Annotated in this window: 20 protein-coding genes and 1 riboswitch; of the genes, 10 read left to right on the top strand and 10 right to left on the bottom strand. The window is 70.1% G+C overall.

Going from position 1 to position 21,196, the window contains the following annotated elements; genetic code table 11:
• Positions 1 to 81 precede the first annotated feature (81 nt).
• From EWH70_RS13670 to EWH70_RS13655, 4 genes are all read left to right on the top strand, one after another.
• Positions 82 to 708 (top strand): 50S ribosomal protein L25/general stress protein Ctc, encoded by a 627-nt coding sequence (locus EWH70_RS13670; protein ID WP_130475731.1) that lies wholly within the window; start codon positions 82 to 84, stop codon positions 706 to 708.
• 12 nt (positions 709 to 720) lie between these two features.
• Positions 721 to 1,314 carry an aminoacyl-tRNA hydrolase gene (gene pth, locus EWH70_RS13665; RefSeq protein ID WP_130475730.1) on the top strand — a complete coding sequence of 198 codons (594 nt, stop codon included), beginning with the start codon at positions 721 to 723 and terminating at the stop codon, positions 1,312 to 1,314.
• Positions 1,315 to 1,514: 200 nt separating this feature from the next.
• Entirely contained in the window at positions 1,515 to 1,886 is a 372-nt protein-coding gene (locus EWH70_RS13660; protein WP_130475729.1) for a DivIVA domain-containing protein, read from the top strand.
• Positions 1,883 to 2,278, top strand: coding sequence for a DivIVA domain-containing protein (locus tag EWH70_RS13655; RefSeq protein WP_130475728.1), 396 nt, complete (start codon positions 1,883 to 1,885; stop codon positions 2,276 to 2,278). Before EWH70_RS13660 ends, EWH70_RS13655 begins: the two co-directional genes overlap by 4 nt.
• Before the next feature lies 1 nt (position 2,279).
• Here the strand turns inward: EWH70_RS13655 and EWH70_RS13650 are convergent, their stop codons facing one another.
• The 10 genes from EWH70_RS13650 to metG all read right to left on the bottom strand — a co-directional run bounded on the left by EWH70_RS13650 (position 2,280) and on the right by metG (position 14,565).
• Entirely contained in the window at positions 2,280 to 3,968 is a 1,689-nt protein-coding gene (locus EWH70_RS13650) for a fatty acyl-AMP ligase (protein WP_130475727.1), read from the bottom strand.
• Positions 3,969 to 3,990: 22 nt separating this feature from the next.
• A complete protein-coding gene (locus tag EWH70_RS13645) occupies positions 3,991 to 5,748 on the bottom strand; it encodes an ABC-F family ATP-binding cassette domain-containing protein (RefSeq protein WP_130475726.1) in 1,758 nt (585 codons plus the stop codon).
• Positions 5,748 to 6,119 (bottom strand): ASCH domain-containing protein, encoded by a 372-nt coding sequence (locus tag EWH70_RS13640; RefSeq protein ID WP_130475725.1) that lies wholly within the window; start codon positions 6,117 to 6,119, stop codon positions 5,748 to 5,750. The genes EWH70_RS13645 and EWH70_RS13640 overlap by 1 nt, the downstream gene beginning before the upstream one ends.
• Positions 6,119 to 7,084 carry a 4-(cytidine 5'-diphospho)-2-C-methyl-D-erythritol kinase gene (locus EWH70_RS13635; RefSeq protein WP_130475724.1) on the bottom strand — a complete coding sequence of 322 codons (966 nt, stop codon included), beginning with the start codon at positions 7,082 to 7,084 and terminating at the stop codon, positions 6,119 to 6,121. The genes EWH70_RS13640 and EWH70_RS13635 overlap by 1 nt, the downstream gene beginning before the upstream one ends.
• A 9-nt stretch (positions 7,085 to 7,093) precedes the next feature.
• A complete protein-coding gene (locus tag EWH70_RS13630; RefSeq protein WP_130475723.1) occupies positions 7,094 to 7,669 on the bottom strand; it encodes a TetR/AcrR family transcriptional regulator in 576 nt (191 codons plus the stop codon).
• A 274-nt stretch (positions 7,670 to 7,943) separates the two neighbouring features.
• A complete protein-coding gene (locus EWH70_RS13625; RefSeq protein WP_165436264.1) occupies positions 7,944 to 8,945 on the bottom strand; it encodes a methionine ABC transporter ATP-binding protein in 1,002 nt (333 codons plus the stop codon).
• 205 nt (positions 8,946 to 9,150) lie between these two features.
• Positions 9,151 to 9,241, bottom strand: a riboswitch (SAM riboswitch).
• 51 nt (positions 9,242 to 9,292) lie between these two features.
• Positions 9,293 to 10,150, bottom strand: coding sequence for a 16S rRNA (adenine(1518)-N(6)/adenine(1519)-N(6))-dimethyltransferase RsmA (gene rsmA, locus EWH70_RS13620; RefSeq protein WP_165436263.1), 858 nt, complete (start codon positions 10,148 to 10,150; stop codon positions 9,293 to 9,295).
• Positions 10,151 to 10,159: 9 nt separating this feature from the next.
• Complete coding sequence (locus EWH70_RS13615) at positions 10,160 to 11,542, bottom strand: resuscitation-promoting factor (RefSeq protein ID WP_240686970.1); 1,383 nt, start codon at positions 11,540 to 11,542, stop codon at positions 10,160 to 10,162.
• A 408-nt stretch (positions 11,543 to 11,950) separates the two neighbouring features.
• The gene (locus EWH70_RS13610) at positions 11,951 to 12,775 is read right to left on the bottom strand and encodes a TatD family hydrolase (RefSeq protein WP_130475720.1); all 825 of its coding nucleotides are present in this window, start codon (positions 12,773 to 12,775) and stop codon (positions 11,951 to 11,953) included.
• Positions 12,772 to 14,565, bottom strand: coding sequence for a methionine--tRNA ligase (metG, locus tag EWH70_RS13605; protein ID WP_130475719.1), 1,794 nt, complete (start codon positions 14,563 to 14,565; stop codon positions 12,772 to 12,774). The genes EWH70_RS13610 and metG overlap by 4 nt, the downstream gene beginning before the upstream one ends.
• Positions 14,566 to 14,627: 62 nt before the next feature.
• Here metG and EWH70_RS13600 point away from each other — a divergent pair, with 62 nt between their 5' ends.
• The 6 genes from EWH70_RS13600 (at position 14,628) to EWH70_RS13575 (ending at position 21,166) form a co-directional block, all read left to right on the top strand.
• Entirely contained in the window at positions 14,628 to 15,221 is a 594-nt protein-coding gene (locus EWH70_RS13600; protein ID WP_130475718.1) for a PadR family transcriptional regulator, read from the top strand.
• Positions 15,222 to 15,301: 80 nt separating this feature from the next.
• Positions 15,302 to 16,294 (top strand): ABC transporter ATP-binding protein, encoded by a 993-nt coding sequence (locus EWH70_RS13595; RefSeq protein WP_130475717.1) that lies wholly within the window; start codon positions 15,302 to 15,304, stop codon positions 16,292 to 16,294.
• Positions 16,284 to 17,051 carry an ABC transporter permease gene (locus tag EWH70_RS13590; protein ID WP_130475716.1) on the top strand — a complete coding sequence of 256 codons (768 nt, stop codon included), beginning with the start codon at positions 16,284 to 16,286 and terminating at the stop codon, positions 17,049 to 17,051. The genes EWH70_RS13595 and EWH70_RS13590 overlap by 11 nt, the downstream gene beginning before the upstream one ends.
• 99 nt (positions 17,052 to 17,150) lie before the next feature.
• Complete coding sequence (locus EWH70_RS13585; RefSeq protein WP_130475715.1) at positions 17,151 to 17,765, top strand: glycoside hydrolase family 25 protein; 615 nt, start codon at positions 17,151 to 17,153, stop codon at positions 17,763 to 17,765.
• A 171-nt stretch (positions 17,766 to 17,936) separates the two neighbouring features.
• Complete coding sequence (locus tag EWH70_RS13580) at positions 17,937 to 19,550, top strand: ABC-F family ATP-binding cassette domain-containing protein (RefSeq protein ID WP_130475714.1); 1,614 nt, start codon at positions 17,937 to 17,939, stop codon at positions 19,548 to 19,550.
• Positions 19,550 to 21,166 (top strand): ABC-F family ATP-binding cassette domain-containing protein, encoded by a 1,617-nt coding sequence (locus EWH70_RS13575; protein ID WP_130475713.1) that lies wholly within the window; start codon positions 19,550 to 19,552, stop codon positions 21,164 to 21,166. The genes EWH70_RS13580 and EWH70_RS13575 overlap by 1 nt, the downstream gene beginning before the upstream one ends.
• The last annotated feature ends 30 nt before the right edge of the window (positions 21,167 to 21,196 follow it).

Below are 21,196 nucleotides of genomic sequence, written 5' to 3'. Positions count from 1 at the left end.
TTACGCGCACAAGCATGTCGTGTACCTCGCCGCCGACTTTCCCCACCGCAGCGTGTAGTGAAGTTGAAGGAGTGCAGAACCGTGTCCGAGGTACGCCTGTCCGTTGAGCCCCGTACCGAGTTCGGCAAGGGTGCCGCGCGGCGCACCCGGCGCGCCGGCAAGATCCCCGCTGTGCTGTACGGCCACGGCACCGACCCCCGTCACCTCTCGCTGCCCGCGATCGAGTTCGCCCGGGTGATCAGGGAGAACGGCCAGAACGCGGTGCTGACGCTCGACGTCGAGAACGGCAGCGAGCTGGCGCTGACCAAGACCATCGTGGTCCACCCGCTGAAGAACTACATCGAGCACGTCGACCTGCTGGTCGTCAAGCGGGGCGAGAAGGTCACCGTCGACGTCCCGGTCGTGCTGACCGGCGACGCCGGCCCGGGCACCCTGGTCAACCAGGATGTCGACACCCTGCAGCTCGAGGCCGAGGCGCTGCACATCCCGGAGCAGATCGAGGTCTCGATCGACGGCCTCGCCGCCGGTTCGCAGATCACCGCCGGCCAGGTCACCCTGCCGGCCGGCTCGACCCTGGTGACCGACCCCGAGTACCTGGTGGTCGCCGTCAACGAGGCGCCGAGCGAGGCCGCGATGGCGGCCGAGGTCGACATCGAGGGCGCCGGTGTCGTCGAGGACCAGCCGGAGACGCCCGAGTCGGGCGAGTAAGCCACACCAGCGGTGGAGCAGGACCTTCCCGGGGCCGGCGAGCAGATCGTGCTCGCCGGCCTCGGCAATCCCGGCCCGCGTTACGCGGGCAACCGGCACAACGTCGGGTTCATGGTGCTCGACGAGCTGGCCGCGCGGATGGGCGGGAAGTTCAAGGCACACAAGTCCGGCGCCGAGGTCGTCGAGGGACGGCTGGCCGGCCGCAAGGTGGCGCTGGCCAAACCCCGGTCGTTCATGAACCTCTCCGGCGGGCCGGTCGCCGGAACCGCGCGGTTCTTCAAGGTCGGCCCGGACGGTGTCGTGGTCGTGCACGACGAGCTGGATCTGCCCTACGGTTCGCTGCGGCTGAAGCTGGGCGGCGGCGACAACGGCCACAATGGACTGCGCTCGATCACCAAGTCCCTCGGCACCAAGGACTACTTCCGCGTGCGATTCGGCATCGGCCGTCCGCCCGGCCGGATGGACCCCGCCGACTACGTGCTGAAGGACTTCTCGACGGTCGAGCGCAAGGAGCTGGCGCTCAACGTCGACCGCTGCGCCGACGCCGTCGAGGCGCTGGTCGCACACGGTCTGCTGGCGGCCCAGAACTCCTTCCACGCCTCCTGAATTCGCCGTGCACGGGCGAGTGCACGTGAAAACGATCACCACTTTCAGAGTGACGGTGTCACCCAGCGTATCGACGCGCTAACCCAAAGGCGTTGCATCGGACCCCTATTCGAGTCGACGGTCTGCCGAGGGTCTTCCCGCCCCCGGAACGCCGGGCTACACAGGTGTCGGAAACCATCACACCGACCGGGAGCCCGTGCATGTCCCTGACCGCCGAGGACGCCGAGCGCGTCGAGTTCGGTACCGCACCGATCGGCAGGCGTGGTTACGCCAAACCCGAGGTGGACGAGTTCGTCCGCCGCATCGTCAAAACACTGAATGGAGAGGACGACCTCACCGCGGCGGAGGTCCACCACGTGATGTTCGCCAGGCCGATCATCGGCAGGCGCGGCTACGACGAGCGCGACGTCGACGAGTTCCTCGACAGCGTCGAGAACGAGTTGCTGGCACGCACCGGGGTCGACCGCAGGGCACATCAGGTTCCGCAAGCCAGGGGGCAGGGGGAAACCGGCGCCTTCCCGACGAAGCGTGCCGTGGACAGCCAACCCGAGCAGTTCCAGGAGCAGCAATGACCCTGACCGCCATGGAAGTGCTGAACATGCGGTTCAGTCGCGCAGGCATCGGCATGCGTGGCTACTCGGAGTCCGATGTGGACTCATTCATGACCAAGGTGGCTTCGGCGCTGGAGGGCGAGACCCCGATGACCGCCGAGCAGGTGCACGACGTCTCCTTCGGCAGGCCACCGATCGGCAAGCGGGGTTACGACCAGAGCGAGGTCGACGCCTTCCTCCGGCAGATCGAGAGCACGCTGGCCACCCGGGACGGCTGGACCCCGCGCGCCCAGGCGGCGTTCGTGGCTCCGGCACTGGAACACAGCCACCATCGCCAGCCGCTCTGGCGCCGCATGCGCGGCATGGTCCAGCGCGACCGCGACACGGTGACCTACCCGGGCTTGGTCAGGTAACTCAGCTGGAACGCGCGCCGCGAGCGATCTCCTCGGCGAACTTCGTCGCGGTCGCGGCGCGCTTCACCTTCCCCGACGGCGTCTTCGGCAGGCTGCCGGCGGGCAGCACGACCACCGAGTACGGCCGGAACTCGACGGCGTCGCGCACCCGCGCGGCGACCTCCTTGGCCAGCACCCGCTCGGCCTCGGCGTCACCGGCCAGTTTGGACTCGAGCACCACGGCGAACCGTTCCCGCCTGGTACCGGCGTCGATCCGCACGGCGACGGCGTTGCCTGCCCGCACGCCCTCGATCGAGGTGGCGGCGCGCTCGATGTCGGTCGGGTAGATGTTGCGCCCGCCCATGATGATGACGTCCTTGCTGCGGCCGCAGATGACGAGCTGGTCGCCGATGCGGTAACCCAGGTCGCCGGTGGGCAGCCAGCCGTCGGCATCACGGATGTCCAACGGCCCGTCGACGGTGAAGTAGCCCGGCGTGACGGCCTCGCCGCGCAGCTGGATCTCGCCGACCTCGCGCTCGCCGAGCACCCGGCCCTCGTCGCCGACGATGCGGGCCTCCAGCCCGTCCAGCGGGCGGCCGAGCACGGCGAACGACCGGACGTCGTCGGTGCCGCGCCGGGGGTCGTCCTCGGGCACCGGCACGGCGCGGTTCTCCGCCTCCAGCGCGTGTGCCTCGATCACGTCCAGCGTCAGCCCGGTGAACAGCGGCGCGAACGACACGGCCAGCGTCGCCTCGGCCATGCCGTAGGCCGGGAAGACGCACTCCGGCGGCATGTCGAACCGCGCGCCGGCGTCGGTGAACGTCTTCACCGCGGTCTCGTCGATCGGCTCGGCGCCGTTGAGCGCGATCCGCAGCGTGGACAGGTCGAACTCGCCGTCCTCGGCGTTGGCCATGCGGCGGCCGACCACGGCGTAGGCGAAGTTCGGCGCGGCGGTCGTCGTGCCGCCGTACTTCGTGATGAGCCGCGGCCAGATCAGCGGCCCGCTCAGGAACTCGACCGGCGTCACCTTGATCAGCTCGACGCCGAACGTCATCGGCACGGTGAGGAAGCCGACCATGCCCATGTCGTGGAAGGTGGGCAGCCAGGACACCATGACGTCGCGGTCGAAGACGAACTCCGCGCGCTCCACCATCGCCTTGACGTTGGTGTAGAGGTTTCCGTAGGTGATCCGCACGGCCTTCGGCTCGGCGGTGGAACCGCTGGTGAGCTGGAGCAGCGCGAGGTCGTCCTCACCGGAGTGCACCGGCTCGGCCAGTGGCTCGCCCTCGAACAGGTCGGTGATCGAGCGGAAGGCGATGCCGTGCTCGGTCAGCACCGAGCCGAGCTGGTCGAACGGCTCCCCGAGCAGCACCAGGTCCGAGCCGATCATGCGCAGGACCTTGAGCGTGTCCTCGGCCCACTCGGCGAGGTCGGTACGCGGGGTGGGCTGGTGCAGCATGGTCACGCTGCCGCCGGCGAGCCAGACGGCCTGCACGGTCGGCGCGATGAGCACCGGAGCCGCGGCGAGCACGGCGACCGCGCTGCCGGGCCGGACCCCCTGCTCGACGAGTGCGCCCGCGACCCGCTTCGCCTGCTCGTGGATCTCCCCCCACGTCTGGCGGACGGGCTCGTTGGGCTCCCCGGTGACCATTCCCCGCTGCTGACCGCCCTTGGTCGCGGTGGCGACCAGGGTGTCCACGAACCGACTCATGTGCCCAAGCTTAAACGGGTGCTTACTCCACCAGTTCGGAGGTTTCCAGCCAGCGCTGTTCGACCTCGTCCTTCTCGGCGACGACGGCCTTCAGCTCGGCGTCCAGCTTCAGCAGCCGGTCGGGGTCGGTCGCGGCCTCGGCCAGCGCCGTGTGCAGCCGGGATTCCTTGTCGTGCAGGCTGTCCAGCTTGCGCTCCAGCCTGGCCAGCTCCTTGCCCGCGGCCCTGCGCTCGGCCGCGTTGACCTTGGCCGGCGTGGGCTCGGCCCGCTTCGGTGCCGCCTTCACCGGGGCGCCGGCCCTGCGGTCGAGGTACTCCTCGATGCCGCCGGGCAGGTGGGTGACCTTGCCGTCGCCGAGCAACGCCACGACGGTGTCACAGATTCGCTCCACCAGGTACCGGTCGTGCGAGACGACCACCAGCGTGCCCGGCCAGGAGTCGAGCAGGTCCTCCAGCTGCTGGAGGGTGTCGATGTCCAGGTCGTTGGTCGGCTCGTCGAGCAGCAGGACGTTCGGCTCGGCCATCAGCAGCCGCACGAGCTGCAGGCGCCTGCGCTCACCGCCGGACAGGTCGTCGACCGGCGTCCACTGCCGGGCGGGCGGGAAGCCGAGCTTCTCGGCCAGTTGCGACGCCGACAGCTCCTGCTTGCCAAGCTGGACGCGGGCGGCGACGTCCTCGACCGCCTGCAGCACCCTCAGGTCGCCAGGCAGGTCGTCCAGCTCCTGACGCAGGTGCGCCAGCCGTACGGTCTTGCCCTCGATCCGCCTGCCCGCCTTCGGCGTGGTGTCCCCGGCCAGCAGCCGCAGCAACGTCGTCTTGCCCGAGCCGTTGACGCCGACGAGGCCGATCCGGTCGCCGGGGCCGATGCGCCAGGTCACGTCGTCCAGCAGCGGTTTCGGGCCGGCGTCCAGGCTGACGTCCTCCAGCTCCAGCACGGTCTTGCCGAGCCTGCGGCGGGCGAAGGCCAGCAGCTCGACCGAGTCCCGGGGCGCGGGCACGTCGGCGATCAGCGCCTCGGCCGCCTCGACCCGGTACCGCGGCTTGGACGTGCGAGCCTTCGCGCCGCGCTGCAGCCAGGCCAGCTCCTTGCGGGCGAGGTTGCGGCGCTTCTCCTCGGCGGTGGCCGCCAGCCGCGCCCGCTCGGCCCTGGCGAAGACCCAGTCCGCGTAGCCGCCCTCGTACTGCTCGACCCGGCCGCCGACGACCTCCCAGGTCTGGGTGCAGACGGTGTCCAGGAACCACCGGTCGTGGGTGACCACGACCAGCGCGATCTGGCGGGCGATGAGGTGGTCGGCCAGCCAGCGCACACCCTCGACGTCGAGGTGGTTGGTGGGCTCGTCGAGCACGACGAGGTCCAGCTCACCGACGAGCGCCGCGGCCAGCGCCACCCGTCGGCGCTCCCCTCCGGACAGTCGCCCGACCTCGGACTCCAGTCCCAGCGCGGAAATCCCCAGTCCGTCCACAATGGAACGGACCCGGGCGTCGGCCGCCCACTCGTGCTCGGCGGTGTAGTGGGAGAGGACGGCGTCCCGGACCGTGCCCTCGGTCAGGTCGGAGCGTTGCGTGACGACGGCGATGCGCAGGTCACGGGTATGGCTGACGCGCCCGGAGTCCGGCTCGGCGATGCGGGCCAGCACTTCGAGCAGCGTCGTCTTGCCGCCGCCGTTGAGACCCACCACGCCGATCCGGTCGCCCGCCGCCACGCCGAGCGACACGTCGTCCAGCAACGGCCGGACGCCGTAGGACTTGCTCACCGATTCCAGATTGACCAGGTTGACCATCAGATCTTGTCCACCAGACGAAACCGCTCGGCGACGACCATGGTGTCGTCGTCCATGTCGCCCCCGTTCCAAAACTGCTCGTGCGCCGACCGCCACTGCGCGACGGTCGTGTATCCCTCGCCCTCGTCCACCGCGTGTCTCAGGTCCACGTCCGCCAGCCGTAGACAGGTCACCTCAAGTATCTCGATCATCCCGATGGTCACATCATCCGAGTCGACCAGCAGCCACCGTTCGCCCGGTTCGGGCAGCGGCTCCCCGGCCTGCTCGTACTCGGCGAGCAGCCCGGTGGTGGTGACCTTGGTGCCTGCCAGGATCGCGGCGACCAACTGGTCCCTCAGTGGCCCTGGCGACCCGAACTCGGCCTTACGCATCAGGCGTGCACCTGCGGAGGTGCCGGCCGGGGGTCGTTCTCGCCGCCGACGACCCGCGCGCCGGGAACCGGGCCGTGGGCGACCCGCACGGTCCGGCACACACCGGCGCCGGCCAGCTCGGCGGCCACCTCGACGGCCGACTGGGCGTCGGCACACAGGAACGCGCAGGTCGGCCCCGACCCGGAGACCGTTCCGGCCAGCGCGCCCGCGTTGACTCCGGCACGCAGGGTGCGGCGCAGCCCCGGCCGCAGCGACACGGCGGCGGCCTGCAGGTCGTTGCCGAGCAGCAGCGCCAGCTGGCGGGGGTCACCGGAGGCGAGCGCCTCGACGACCGGTGCGTGCGAGCCGACCCGCGGCGGGTCGCCAGCCTCGCGTAGCCGGTCGAGTTCGCCGTACACCCTCGGCGTCGACAGCCCGCGCTGGTCGAAGGCCAGCACCCAGTGGAAGGTGTGCCGCGACAGCACCGGCACCAGCTGCTCGCCGCGGCCGGTACCCAGCGCGGTGCCACCGTAGAGGGCGAACGGGACGTCGCTGCCCAGCTTCGCGGCGACACCGGCCAGCTCGTCGCGGCCGATGTCGAGCCGCCACAACGCGGACAGCGCGACCAGCGTCGCGGCCGCGTCGGCGCTGCCGCCCGCCATCCCGCCCGCGACCGGGATGCCCTTGCGCAGCACCACCCGCACCTTGGGCTCGCTCTCGTCCCTGCCGACGTAGGCGGCCAGCGCCTGGACCGCGCGCCAGGCGAGGTTGTTGGCGCCGGTCGGCACGGAGTCCTGCCCCTCGCCGTAGACCTCGACGCCGGGGTCGTCGGTCACCGCGACGGTGACCTCGTCGACCAGCGACAGCGCCTGGAACACCGTCACCAGATCGTGGAAGCCGTCGGATCGCAGGTCTCCCACCGACAGGTGGAGGTTGATCTTCGACGGCACCCGCACGGTGACCGGTGGAGGGACGACGGCTAGCACCCGTCCAGCCTACGTGCCCGTCGATACCGCCGATGCGCGAGGAGAAGCCAGATCCAGCGCGACCCGCAGGGCCAGCTCCGGCTGCGGTTCCCTGCGCCGGTCGGTCAGGACAGTGGCGTTGTTGCCGAACAACACGGCGATCAGGGCCAGCCTGATCCGCAGCCGCGCCTCGGGGTCCTCGCCGCGGTACAGCAGGTCGAACAACGTGGTCAGCCGCTCCCCGACCGCACCGGCGCCGACGATGTCGCGCATCGTCGGCAGGTTGTGCTGCACGAAGAGGATGAGCCTGCCGAAGTCACCGCTGACCACCTCGCTGAACCGGCCGAGGAACTCCACGTGGAGCTGGGGCCCCGGCGGCTTCGCCTCGACCCAGGCGATCAGCTCGTCGATCAGGGCGACCAGCTCCTGGACGAGGCAGCGGACGATCGCCTCCTTCGTGGGGAAGTGATAGTAGAGCGCGGCCTTGGTGACCTCGAGTTCCTCGGCGATCTCACGCAGCGTGGTCTTCTCGTAGCCCTGCCTGATGAACAGCTTCAGGGCCACCTCACGGATGCGTTCCCTGGTGTCCCCACGACGGCCAGCCATGCGCAGTCCCTCCGTCCGCGGCCCGTCGAACCCTGGGCCGGACAGCGTAGCTGGCAAGCCGCCAGCAGCTGCTGACCCGGAAGCGTACCTCTCGGAACCAGGGAACGGACCGGACTTTGGCGGGAAAACTACCCGCATCCACCACCTCGCGGGCCACCCGCGCCGTTCACCCCCAGGTGTCCCACCAGCCCCACCCGCCACTCCCGTAAGGAGCAAGGGAGCTTTACTACCCTAAGACGAGAGTAAAGCTCCCTTGCTCCCCTTCCGACGGGAGTCAGGCGGCTACGCTGCGTGGCCCGTCGGCCGGACGGGTGACATGGGCGCCGCGCTCGGCGACCCAGGCGAGGGCCGCGTCGGCCTCGACGCCGCGGATACCCAGGCGCAGCCTGCCGACGGGGGTGTCGCCGATGCGCGTCAGGCCACCGCCGATGGTGGCGATGTCGACGCCGAACCGGTTCGCGGCCTCCGGCAGCAGGGCACCGACCGCGGCGAAGCCGATCAGCACCACGTCGGCCGACCGGTCGTAGCGCGCGGCCTGCGCCCTCGGCGTCTCGATGTCCGGCAGCAGCGCCTGCGCCGTCTGACTGCCCGGGGTGGTCAGCAGCGACAGCACGTTGCCGCTCTCGACGACGGTGCCGTCGTCGAGGATGGCCAGGTCGTCGCACAGCCGCCGGACCACGCCCGCGTCGTTCGTGGTCAGCAGCACGGTCAGGCCCAGCTCGGCGCGGGCACGGTCCAGGACGGTGAGCACCCCGCCGATCTCCTCGGCCGGCAGGTCCGCGGTGGGGTCGTCGGCCAGCAGCACCGAAGGGGCCGCGGCGAGCGCGCGAGCCAGCGCGGCCCTGCGCCGCTGGCCCTCGGTCAGGTCACCGGGCAGGTGACCGGCCCGCTGGGTCAGCCCGACGAGGTCCAGCAGCGTGCCCACACGTGACCGGCGCACCGGCCCGTCCAGGCCGAGCCGCTCCAGCGGCGCCGCGACGTTGCCGGCCACGGTCCGCTCGGTCTGCAGCTTCGCCCGAGGGTCGACGACGCCGACCTGCCTGCGCACCTCACGCAGCCGCCTGCCGTCCAGCCCCGCCGTGTTCTGCCCGTCCAGCCGCACGACACCGCGGTCGGGCCGCTCCTGCAGGGCAACGCAACGAGCGAGGGTCGACTTGCCGGCGCCGGCCGGGCCGACGACGCCGAACAGCGAGCCGGCGCCGACGTCGAGGGTCACGTCGCGGAGCGCGACAACGGGACCGGGGAAGGACTTGCTCAGGTTTTCGACAGTGATCACGGGAGTTTGCTCCTGCATGGGGACGCACACGCAGGCTGCTGCGCGCACGTTGTCCGTCAGCGAATAAGCCGTCTACTGTGGACGGTCAAGCGAGGTCGGGTCGGATCTCAGGCGGTTGCGGTTGAGCGACGACACGCACTGACGGTGCGGCGGCACTCATCGACGACCCGGCGCCTGGTGAGCATGCGCGAGCGGTACACAGGATCCTCCATCGGTCCTGGCGTTAGCACCTGCCCGGGGTCGGGTGGTTGCTGCGACGTCGACGAGCCAGGTCTCTCGGTCGCTCGGGATGGACGATTAGAAGTACACCCGATCCACATCCTGAAACGCAAGTCCCTTGGCACAGATCACACGGTCGACGCAGCGTCCGCGATGCGGACGTAGTCGGCGACCGTGAGCTGCTCGCCCCTGGTCCGGGGGTCGACGCCGGCGGCGGCGAGCACCTGTCCGGACCGTTCGGCCGAGCCCGCCCAGCCGGCCAGTGCGGCCCGCAGGGTCTTGCGACGCTGTGCGAACGCGGCGTCGACGAGAGCGAAGACCACCTCACGGTCCACAGTGGACTCGACGGGCTGTCTGGAGAACGAGACAAGAGCCGAGTCCACGTTGGGGACCGGCCAGAACACCGACCTCGGCACCGCCGCCACCTTCCTGGCGCGGCCATACCAGGCCAGCTTCACGCTGGGGACGCCGTAGGTGCGGCTGCCCGGACCGGCGGCCATCCGGTCGGCCACCTCGGTCTGGACCATCACCAGCGCCCGCTCCAGCGACGGCAGCTCGGCCAGCAGGTGCAGCACCACCGGCACGGCCACGTTGTACGGCAGGTTGGCCACCAGCGCGGTGGGCCGCTCGGCGAGGTCGGCGGCCCGCAGCCGCAGCGCGTCGGCCGGGTACACCGCCAGCCGGTCGGCCACGGCAGGCGCGTGCTCGCGCACGGTCGCGGGCAGTCTGGTCGCCAAGACAGGGTCGATCTCCACCGCGGACACCGACGCACCGGCGGCCAGCAGCCCCAGCGTCAGCGAGCCCAGGCCGGGGCCGACCTCCAGCACCACGTCACCGGCGCCGACCCCGGCCAGGTCGACGATGCGGCGCACCGTGTTCGGGTCGTGTACGAAGTTCTGGCCGAGCTTCTTCGTCGGCCGGACGGCCAGCTCGGCCGCGAGCGCGCGAATCTCGGCCGGCCCGAGCAGGCCGGCGGGAGTAACCACCCAGGAAGCTTACTTCGGCAGCCCGAGCTTGCTGGAGCAGTGCGGCCAGGCGCCGTAGCCACCGCGGGAGTCCCGCAGCTTGGTCGCCGTGGCGATCTGCTGCTCCCTGGTCGCCTGGTGCGGCAGCGGGGCGTACTGGTCGCCTCCGTAGGCGCGCCAGGTGCTCGCGTTGAACTGGAGGCCGCCGTAGTAGCCGTTGCCGGTGTTGGCGTTCCACCTGCCACCGGCCTCGCACTGGGCGAGCCGGTCCCAGACCGCGCCGTCGGAGATGGCCGGGTTCGGCGCCTTCTTGGTGCCGACCTTGACCTTCTTCGGCTTGGCCTCCTTGATGATCTCTTCCTTGATCTCCTCACGAGCGACCTCTTTGTCGTTCTCGCGTGTGACCTTGTAGGTGACGATCTTCTCGCCGGCTTCGCCCTGCTCGACGACCTCTTCCTTGCCCTTCTCGAGCTCGGGGTCCTCGATCTTCTCGACCGGCGGGTCGATGGTCTCCTTCTCCTGGATCACGCTGACGCCGGTGCGGCTGATGTGCACCTCGGCGCCGTCGGTGAGCTTGTAGTCCAGGCCGCCGTCGGCCTTGTCCTCCGGGCCGAGGGTCAGCCGCAGCTCGCCGAGAAGCTCCTTGGTGGTGACCGCGTTCGTGGTCATCTTCTTCGGCTCGCTGGCGCCGTCGTACAGCGTGATGTTCTTCAGCGTCTTGATCTCGAGGGTCGCGCCCTCCAGCGGCAGCTTGCCGTCCTGCGGCAGCGAGAACCAGGTGCCCGGCTTGCTCGCCTCCGGCACGCCGAGCTGGCTGATGGCGTCGGCGACGGTGGTCGCCCGTACCCAGGACTGCCGCTGCGAGCCGTCGACGACCAGGTTGAGCTGGCGGCCGCGCTCCAGGGTGATGACCTCGCCGTCGGAGACGGCGGCGTCCGGCGACGGGGACAGCGCGTCGTGCGCGCCGATCGTCAGCTCGGCGTCCTCCAGGACCTCGCCGACGGTGTCGCCGAAGCTGCGGACCGTCTGCTCCTGACCGTCGACGTTCACGGTCACGTGCTTGTTCATCGCCATGGCGGCGGCACCGCCGCCGCCCAGCGTCAGCAGTACGGCCAGCGCGGCGCCCTTGAGGAAGCGCTGCTTCCAGGTCTTCGCGGCGACGACGACCGGCTCCAGCTCGGTCTCACCGCTCTCGGCCGCCGCGTCCGGGATGACGATCGGCGGCAGCATCGTGGTCTCGGCGTTGATGAGCCTGATCAGCTCGTCGACGTCGATGTCGGCCTCGGCCATCATCGCCTCGGCGTCGGGGCCGAGGACGGCCAGCACGTCCTGCTCGGTGATGTTCAGGTCGTCGGAGAACGCCGAGAAGTCCAGTTCACCCGCGTGTTCCTCGGGCCTGTCGAGCGTTGCCACCGAGCCGACGTACGCCGTGGCGTCGGGCTGCGAGGTGAAGAAGCTCGAAGTGTCCCGGCGCGAGTCATCGCGCCTGTAGCCACCAGTCACTGGGTCGATCCCTTTCCAAAAGGCCGTGTGCCTTCATTCGGGCGCGCCCGCGTCCATGAGGGCACACCACTCATCCGGCTCCCGCAGTCAGCGCCATCCATGGCAACCAGGGCCGCTGGGCCCCGAGTCACCTCCCCGACGTGCACTGACGTGACTGTGGGCGTTCCGACGGTCGCCGTTAGCGGGCAACCAGCCGGCACGATCACGGGACAGTAACGAAGACCGGGAGGTTGCGCAAACACCCCCCGGAGTGTCGTGATCTGCATCACTCCACCGGGTGGCCGAGCCGAGACCCCGGATGTCGCAATGCGTTCAACCCTAAGTAACACTGGGGAGTTGGAAGACGTGTTCGGCTGCCTGCCGCACCGCGTCGGCGACCGTCTCGACGCTCTCGCCACGCACCTCGGCGAGGTGCCGGACCGTGTAGGCGGTGCAGTACGGCTCGTTCGGCCGCCCGCGGAACGGGTGCGGGGTCAGAAACGGCGCGTCCGTCTCGACGAGGTACTGCCCCGCAGGCGCCAGCACCGCCGCCTCCCGCAGGTCACGCGCATTGCGGAAGGTCACCGTGCCGGCGAAGGACAGCACGTGGCCCGCGTCGAGGCAGCGGCGGGCGAAGTCCGCGTCCCCGGAGAAGCAGTGGAACACCACCCGCTCCGGCGCACCCTCCTCGGCCAGGATCCGCAGGACGTCCTCGTGGGCGTCGCGGTCGTGGATCATCAGCGTCTTGCCGAGCCGCTTGGCCAGGTCGATGTGCCAGCGGAAGGCCTCCTGCTGCGCGTCGTGCGGCGAGTAGTCCCAGTAGTAGTCCAGCCCCGTCTCGCCGACGGCGACGACCCGTGTCTGGCCGGCCAGACGCTCCACCTCGGACCGTTCGGCCTCGCCGAAGTCCTTGGTACGCGTGGGATGCACGGCCACTGCGGCGAACACCCGTTCGTCCCAGGTGGACGCTTCGGCGGCCCAGCGCGCCGCGGCGAGGTCGTCCGCGACGGTCACCACCCGGGTCACGCCGGCCGCCTCGGCACGGTCCACCATGGCCCGCACGTCCTCGGCGGTGACCGCGCCGCAGGCGTCCATGTGCGTGTGGGAGTCGACCACCGGTGCCGGAAGACGCTCCGGCACCGGTGGTAGTTCTTTATTGCTCACTTCTCGATCGGAGCCCACTCCGGGCCGGTCTCGCCGAGTTCGGCGTCCAGGCGGGGGAACAGCGGCGTCGGCTTGGCCAGCGGCCTGCCCACCTCGACCGGCTTGGACGTCCACTCGGCCTGCTCGGCCGCGTAGTCGCCGGACAGGATCGGGTTGATCCGGCCGGGGATGTCGAGGTCCTCGACCTCACTCAGCTCCGGCTGCGCCGCCCACACCCCGGTGCCGCCGAGCGCCTCGTGCACTTTCTGCGCCGCGTGCGGCAGGAACGGGGTGAGCAGGGTGTTCGCGTCGGAGACGACCTGCAGCGCCGTGTGCAGCACAGCGTCGCGGCGGTCGGTGTCCTCCTTCAGCTTCCACGGCTCCTGGTCGGAGATGTACTTGTTCGCCGCGGAGACGACCTTCATGGCCTCGGCCAGCGCCTGCTTGAACCGGGACCGCGACAGGTGCTCCCCAACCGTGCCGAAGGCCGCGCGGGCCAGCGCCTTGAGCTCCTCGTCGGCCGGCGCGGGCGCCGCCGGTGCCGGAATGGCGCCGTTGTTCTTGTGGGCCATCGACACGGACCGGTTGACCAGGTTGCCCCACTCGTTGGCCAGCTCGAAGTTGGTCCTGCGGACGAACTCCTCCCAGGTGAAGTCCGTGTCCTGGGTCTCAGGGCCTGCCGCCGAGATGAAGTAGCGCAGGGTGTCCGGGCCGAACTCACGCAGGAAGTCGTTGACGTAGATGACCGTGCCGCGCGAGGTCGAGAACTTCGAGCCGCTCATGGTGAGGAACTCGCTGGAGACGATCTCGTTCGGCAGATTGAGCAGGCCGTAACGCCCCGGCTCGCCACCCCGGTCGCCCTGGCCGTTGTGGCCGAACAGGATGGCCGGCCAGATCTGGGCGTGGAAGGTGATGTTGTCCTTGCCCATGAAGTAGTACGACCGCGCGTCCGCGTTGTTCCACCACTGCTGCCAGGCGTCTGGGTTCCCAGACCGGCGCGCCCACTCGACGCTGGCCGAGAAGTATCCGATCACCGCGTCGAACCAGACGTAGAACCGCTTCATCGACTGGTCGCGCCAGCCGTCCAGCGGCACCGGCACGCCCCAGTCCAGGTCGCGGGTGATCGGCCGGGGCCGCATGTCGTCGACGAGGTTGCGGGTGAAGTTGAGGACGTTGGGCCGCCAGTCGGTCTTGGTGGACAGCCACTTGCCCAGCGTCTCGGTGAACGCGGACAGGTCGAGGAAGTAGTGCTCGGTCTCGATGAACTTCGGCGTCTCGCCGTTGATCCGCGACCGCGGGTTGATCAGTTCGGCGGCGTCGAGCTGGTTGCCGCAGTTGTCGCACTGGTCGCCGCGGGCACCGTCGTAACCGCAGATCGGGCAGGTGCCCTCGACGTAGCGGTCGGGCAGCGTCCGCCCGGTGGACGGGCTGATGGCGCCGCGGGTGACCTTCGGGACGACGTAGCCGTTGCGGTGCAGGGCCAGGAAGATCTCCTGGGTGACCGCGGCGTGGTTGCCGGTGGTCGTCCGCGTGAACAGGTCGTAGGTCAGGCCGAGGCCACGCAGGTCCTCGCCGATCTGCCGGGTGTACTTGTCGGCGGTCTGCTGCGAGGTCAGGCCCTCCTTGTCGGCCTGGACGGTGATGGGCGTGCCGTGTTCGTCGGTCCCGGAGACCATGAGCACCCGGTTGCCGGCCATTCGCTGGTAGCGCGAGAAGACGTCGGAGGGGACCCCGAACCCGGAGACGTGGCCGATGTGGCGGGGGCCGTTGGCATAGGGCCAGGCCACCGCGGTGAGAACTGGGATGCTCATACCTGTTTAGCCTACGGATGCCGTCATATCGGTTTTCATCGGGAAGAGCGGAGGGGCCGCCGGTGTCAGCTACCCGGTTGCTGGTGCTGGGCGTCGTGCGGATGCTCGGCCAGGCACACGGCTACCAGGTGCGCAGGGAGCTGCTGACCTGGTCGGCGGACAAGTGGGGCAACGTCGCGCCCGGGTCGATCTACCACGCGCTGAAGAAGATGGCCGCGGAGAACCTGCTGGAGGAGGTCGCCACCGAGCCCGGCCGGGGGCCCGAGCGCACGGCGTACCGGCTCACCCCCGACGGCGAGACCGACTTCATGGTGCGCCTGTCCAGGGGCCTGTCCGGCGTGGAGGACCAGCCGGGCACCTCCTACGAGCTGTCCGCCGCGATGACCCTGATGCCGCAGCTGACCAGGGAGCGGGCCATCTCGCTGCTGACCCACCGGCTCACCCAGCTGGAGTCGCAGACCGCCAACGCCCGCAGCCTGCTCAGCAGCGCCCAGGAGTGGGGCCAGCCCGCGCACATCGAGGAGCTGTACCGGCTGTGGCTGGTGCACGTCGAGGCCGACGTCCGGTGGACCGGCGAGGTCATCGGGCGGCTGCGCGCAGGCGACTACGTGATGGCCGACGACCACGAGCCGTCGTTCGGCACACCCGTCAAGTAATCAAGTTTGACTAGCTGTCCTCGCCTGCGGCACAGTTGTGTCCGTTCCACTAGTCAAGCTTGATTACGAGAGGGGAAGTCATGATCAGGGCCCGCGGCCTCAGCAGGCGGTTCGCCGCCCGGGGTCGCACGGTCGACGCGGTCAAGGGCGTCGACATCGACGTGGCCGACGGCGAACTCGTCGGCTTTCTCGGCCCGAACGGGGCCGGCAAGACCACCACGCTGCGCATGCTGACCACGCTGCTGCGCCCCACGGCGGGCGAGGCGACGGTCGGCGGCTGCGATCTGCTGACCGATCCACTGGGGGTTCGCAAGCGGATCGGGTACGTCGCCCAGGGCGGCGGCACCTCCCCCGAGGCCAGGGTCATCGAGGAGATCGAGTTCCAGGGCAGGCTCTACGGGCTCAGCCGGGCCGAGGTCCGGCGCAGGGCCGGCGTGCTCACCGAGCGGCTCGATCTCGCGGGGCTCGACACCCGGCTCACCAGGACACTGTCCGGCGGCCAGCGCCGCAGGCTGGACATCGCGCTCGGGCTCGTCCACGAGCCAGGGCTGATCTTTCTCGACGAACCGACCACCGGCCTGGACCCGCAGAGCAGGGCCAACCTGTGGGAACACATCCGCGACCTGCGTGACCGGCGCGGCGTCACCGTCTTCCTGACCACGCACTACCTCGACGAGGCCGACAACCTGTGTGACCGGATCCTGGTCATCGACGACGGCCGGATCGTCACCGAGGGCACGCCGGACGCGCTCAAGGCGCAGGTCAGCGGCGACGGCGTCACCGTGGGTGTCGAACCGGACTCGGTCGATGCGGCCGCGGAGATCGCCGGCAGGCTGGCCGGCGCGCACGAGGTGTCCACTCTGGACGGCCAGGTCCGCTTCCGGGTCCCCCGCGGCGATACGGCCATGCCCGAGCTGCTGCGCGCGCTGGATGCCGCGAACATCCGGATGCTGTCGGTACAGGTGAACCGGCCGACACTGGACGACGTCTTCCTGACGCTGACCGGCCGCACCCTGCGGGACGCCGAGGAGTCGGCTCCCGCCGAGGAGAAGGAGGCCGCCGGTGTTGCGTGACACGTCGCTGGTCTTCGGACGCGAGTTCCGCCAGGCGGTCCGCGACCCGGCGTGGCTGATGATCCAGATCATGCAGCCGCTGCTGTACCTGGTGCTGTTCGGACCGTTGATGGAGAAGATCGTCGAGAACACCCCCGGGTTCCCGCCCGGTGACGTGTGGTCGATCTTCACGCCCGCCCTGATCGTCATGATCGCGTTGTTCGGCAGTTCGTTCGTCGGGTTCGGACTGATGGCCGAGCAGCGGCTCGGCATCGTCGAACGGCTGCGGGTGACCCCGGCCAGCCGCGTGGCGCTGCTGCTCGGCAAGGTGCTGAACAACGTGCTGCAGGCGCTGTTCCAGGCGGTGCTGCTGATCGCGCTGGCGATGGTGGCGTTCGGACTGCGTGCACCGGCTGCGGGGATCCTGCTCAGCCTGGTCATCGTCGGGCTGCTGGCGCTGACGATGTCGTCGGCGTCCTACGCGCTGGCGATGTCGATCAAGACCGAGGACGCGTTCCCGGCGCTGCTGAACGCGGTGCTGATGCCGTTGCTGCTGCTGTCCGGGATCCTGCTGCCGATCACCACCGGGCTCGCGCCGGACTGGCTGTACGCGATCTCCCGGGTCAACCCGTTCAGCCACGTCGTCGAGGCGAACCGCGCGACGTTCCGCGGTGACTTCACGATGGACGCGTTGTTCACCGGCTGCGTCGTGCTGGTCGTCATGGCCGTTCTCGCCGTCTGGTGGGGAACACGCAAGTTCCAGAAGGAGAACGCCTGAGATATCCGTCATAAGGACACGCCCCGCGTTCCGGCTCCGCTCCGATTTCGGTATTTCGTGGCATGCTCTGCCCCACGGGGAGTGGACAGAGGGCAGAACATGCGGGAACCGGAGCCGGAACGTGGGATAAACCTGTCCCATCACGACGCCGTGGACAATTGGGCCGCGGTGCGTGCCGGCGGCGTCGTTTTCGCCGCCGTGACGATCACCGAAAGCACGAACTGGAGCGATACAGCGGCGGCCCGTAATCTGCGTCAGGCGCAGGAAGCCGGTATTCACACCGGCGCGCGGCACTTCGCCCGGCCGGGTTCGGTACACGATCAGGTCGAACATTTCGTCCGCACCGCGAAACGGCTCGGCGCTTTGTCTCCCGGATCGCTCGCGCCGACGCTGGACGTCGAAGTGGACAGTGTGGACGACCGGTTCATCAAATCGTGGATCAAGGCGGTGCGGCAGGCGACCGGCCTGGAACGCGTACTCGTCTACGCGCGCTACGAGGACTGGCAGCACCGGCTGCACCCGGACCGCTGGGCCGACAGCGAAGTGATCCTGTGGCTGGTCCGGCACAACGGCATTCCCGGCAGGCCCGGCTGGTTCCATCCGCGGCTCGGCCTGCACCAGCACGGTGGCGGCGACGCGGTCCCCGGCTTCCACGGCGAGATCGGCTACGACGCCGTCGTATATCCCTTTACGCTGGCCGACGTCCTGATCTAACATGCTCACCGCGAGTGACCGCTGAGAGGAAGTCATGGTAGGCGAGGACGACATCTCCGGGTGAGCCCGGCACCGCAGGCCGCCGTCCGTCCGGTGGCCCGGTTCGTCGTGTCCTGAGCCCTGTCCTCGCGCCGGGCCGTCTGCCCGCGCCGACTTCCGGAAGCGCCCTACATGATCATTTGTTCCAACCTGTCCTTTTCCTGGCCGGACGACACTCCTGTCTTCGACGGCCTCTCGTTCACCGTCGGTAGCGGCCGCACCGGACTGGTCGCGCCCAACGGCGCGGGCAAGAGCACCCTGCTGCGGCTGGTCGCGGGTGAGTTGCGGCCGGCGTCGGGCTCGGTCTCCGTCGACGGCGTGCTCGGCTACCTGCCGCAGACGCTGCCGCTCATCGCCGACCTCACCGTCGCCGAGGTGCTGGAGATCGCGCCCGTCCTGCGGGCACTGCGGGCCATCGAGGGTGGCGACGCCGACGAGGCGCACTTCACCACGATCGGCACCGACTGGGACATCGAGGACCGCGCCAAGGTCGTGCTCGGCAGGCTCGGACTCGGCGACGTCGAGCTGGACCGCCCGATGGGCACGCTGTCCGGCGGCCAGGCGGTGTCCCTCGGCCTGGCCGCGCAGCTACTGAAGCAACCCGACGTCCTGCTGCTCGACGAGCCGACGAACAACCTCGACCTGGACGCCCGGCACCGGCTGCTCGACGTGCTCGCCGACTGGCGGGGCTCGCTGCTGGTGGTCAGCCACGACCGCACGCTGCTGGACACCATGGACCGGATCGCCGAGCTGCACCGCGGTGAACTGCGGCAGTTCGGCGGCAACTTCAGCGACTACGAGGAGGCGCTGCGGGCCGAACGGGAGGTCGCCGAGCGCAACATCCGCAACGCCGAGCAGGACCTCAAACGGGAGAAGCGGGAGATGCAGGTCGCCCGCGAACGGGCCGCCCGGCGGGCCAGCAACGCGGCACGCAACCTGTCCTCGGCCGGCATCTCACGCCTGCACGCGGGCAACTTCGCTCGTAAGGCGCAGGAGACGGCAGGCAAGGCCGACGGCACCCACGCCCAGCGGGTCAGCGAGGCGAAGGCCCGGCTCGACGAGGCGGGCCGCTCGCTGCGGGAGGACCAGAAGATCTCCCTGTCGCTGCCGCAGAGCAACGTGCCAGCCGGCCGGACGGTGTTCCTCGGCGAGGGCCTGCGGGTCCGGGACGTCTTCGCCGATCCCGGCGTCGACCTGGCCATCCGCGGTCCCGAGCGGATCGCGCTGCTCGGCGCGAACGGCTCGGGCAAGTCCACGCTGCTGCGTGTCGTCGCCGGGCAGTCCGCGCCGGACGCCGGTGAGGTGAGCGGCGCCGACGGCCGCATCGCCTACCTGTCCCAGCGGCTCGACCTGCTCGACCTCGACCGCACGGTGGTGCAGAACCTGCGCGACGCCGCGCCAGAGCTGCCCGACGACAAGGCCATGCACCTGCTGGCCCGGTTCCTGTTCCGCGGCGACCGCATCCACCTGCCGGTGGGCGTGCTCTCCGGCGGCGAGCGGCTGCGGGCGACGCTGGCGTGTGTGCTGTTCGCCGAGCCCGCCCCGCAACTGCTCCTGCTCGACGAGCCGACCAACAACCTCGACCTGGTCAGCGTCGGTCAGCTGACCGGCGCGCTGAACGCCTACGAGGGCGCGTTCGTCGTGGTCAGTCACGACGAGCGCTTCCTCGCCGAGATCGGCATCACCCGGTGGCTACGGCTGGCCGGGGGCAGGCTGACCGAGACGGCCGGACCGGAGGTGCGCTGATGTCGGCGATCGTGATCGCGGGGCTGGACTTCGCCTGGCCCGACGGCAGCTTCGTGTTCGGCGGCCTGGACACCGTGCTCGGCGCGGGCCGGACCGGCCTGGTCGGCGTCAACGGCTCGGGCAAGTCGACCCTGCTGCGGCTCATCGCGGGTGAGCTGACCCCCGCGGCGGGGACGATCAGCGTCACCGGGCGGCTCGGCTACCTGCCGCAGAACCTCGTCCTCGACGCGCGGCGCCGGGTCGACGAGGTGCTCGGAATCGTCGACGTTCGCGCGGCCATCGCCGCCATCGAGGCAGGCGACACCGACGAGCGGCACTTCGCCGTCGTCGGTGACCGGTGGGACGTCGAGGAACGCACCCGCGCGACACTCGACCAGCTCGGGCTCGGCCATGTCTCGGTGACCAGACACGTCGGCGAGCTGTCCGGTGGCGAGGTGGTGCTGCTCGGCCTGGCCGCCCAGATCCTGCGGGAACCGGACGTGCTGCTGCTCGACGAGCCGACCAACAACCTCGATCAGCGGGCCCGCGGTCTGGTATACGAGACAGTCCGGTCGTGGAAGGGCGTGCTGGTCATCGTCTCGCACGACCGCGAGCTGCTGCGTCTGGTCGACCGGATCGGTGATCTGCGCGAGGGTGAGATCGCCTACTACGGCGGGAACATCGACGACTACGAAGCCGCGCTGGCCGCGGAACAGGAGGCCGCCGAGCGCGCGTTGCGGGCAGCCGAGTCCGACGTCAGGCGGCAGAAGCGGGAGCTGATCGAGGCGCAGACGAAGCTGGCGCGCCGCAGGCGCTACGGCCAGAAGATGTTCGACCAGAAGCGGGAGCCGAAGGTCCGCATGCGCAAGCGTGCCGAGGACGCCGAGATCGCCGCGGGCAAGTACCGCAATCTGCACATCGACCGGCTGGACCAGGCGATGGACCGGCTCAAGGCGGCCGAGGACGGCGTGCGGCAGGACGACGAGATCCGCGTCGACCTGCCGGCGACGGCCGTCCCGCAGGAACGCGAGGTGCTCCGGCTGTCCGAAGTGGAGCTGCGGAACGGGGCACTGGCCGATCTCGACGTGCGGGGCCCGGAACGGATCGCGCTCGTCGGCGACAACGGCGCGGGCAAGACGACCTTGCTGCGGACGGTGCTCGGCGACCTCCCGCCGGTGGCCGGGGAGGTGACCCTGCACGTGCCGGCCCGCTGGCTACCCCAGCGGCTGGACGTACTGGACGACGAGCTGTCGGCTGTCGACAACGTCGCCCGTGCGGCACCGTCGGCGTCGAACAACACCATCCGCGCGCGGCTGGCCCGCTTCCTGCTCCGCGGCACGCGGGCCGACCAGCTCGCCGGCACGCTGTCCGGCGGCGAACGGTTCCGCGCCACACTGGCGACCCTGCTGCTGGCCGAGCCCGCCCCGCAGCTGCTCCTGCTGGACGAGCCGACCAACAACCTGGACCTGGCCAGCGTGCGCCAGCTCGGCCAGTCACTCGCCGCCTACTCCGGGGCGCTCGTCGTGGCCAGTCACGACCTGCCGTTCCTGCGCACGATCGGGGTCACCCGATGGCTGCGGCTCGACGGGCGGCTGACCGAAATCGACCCCTGTGAGTCATCTCGCCCCAGGTTGTGACCGTTCGCGGCTTCCGTTCGGGTGGCACGC

The organism is Amycolatopsis suaedae, from assembly GCF_004214935.1.
GTDB classification, from domain to species: Bacteria; Actinomycetota; Actinomycetes; order Mycobacteriales; family Pseudonocardiaceae; genus Amycolatopsis; species Amycolatopsis suaedae.
The sequence above is the reverse complement of the archived record's forward strand: the minus strand, read 5'-3'. Positions and strand labels throughout refer to the sequence as shown.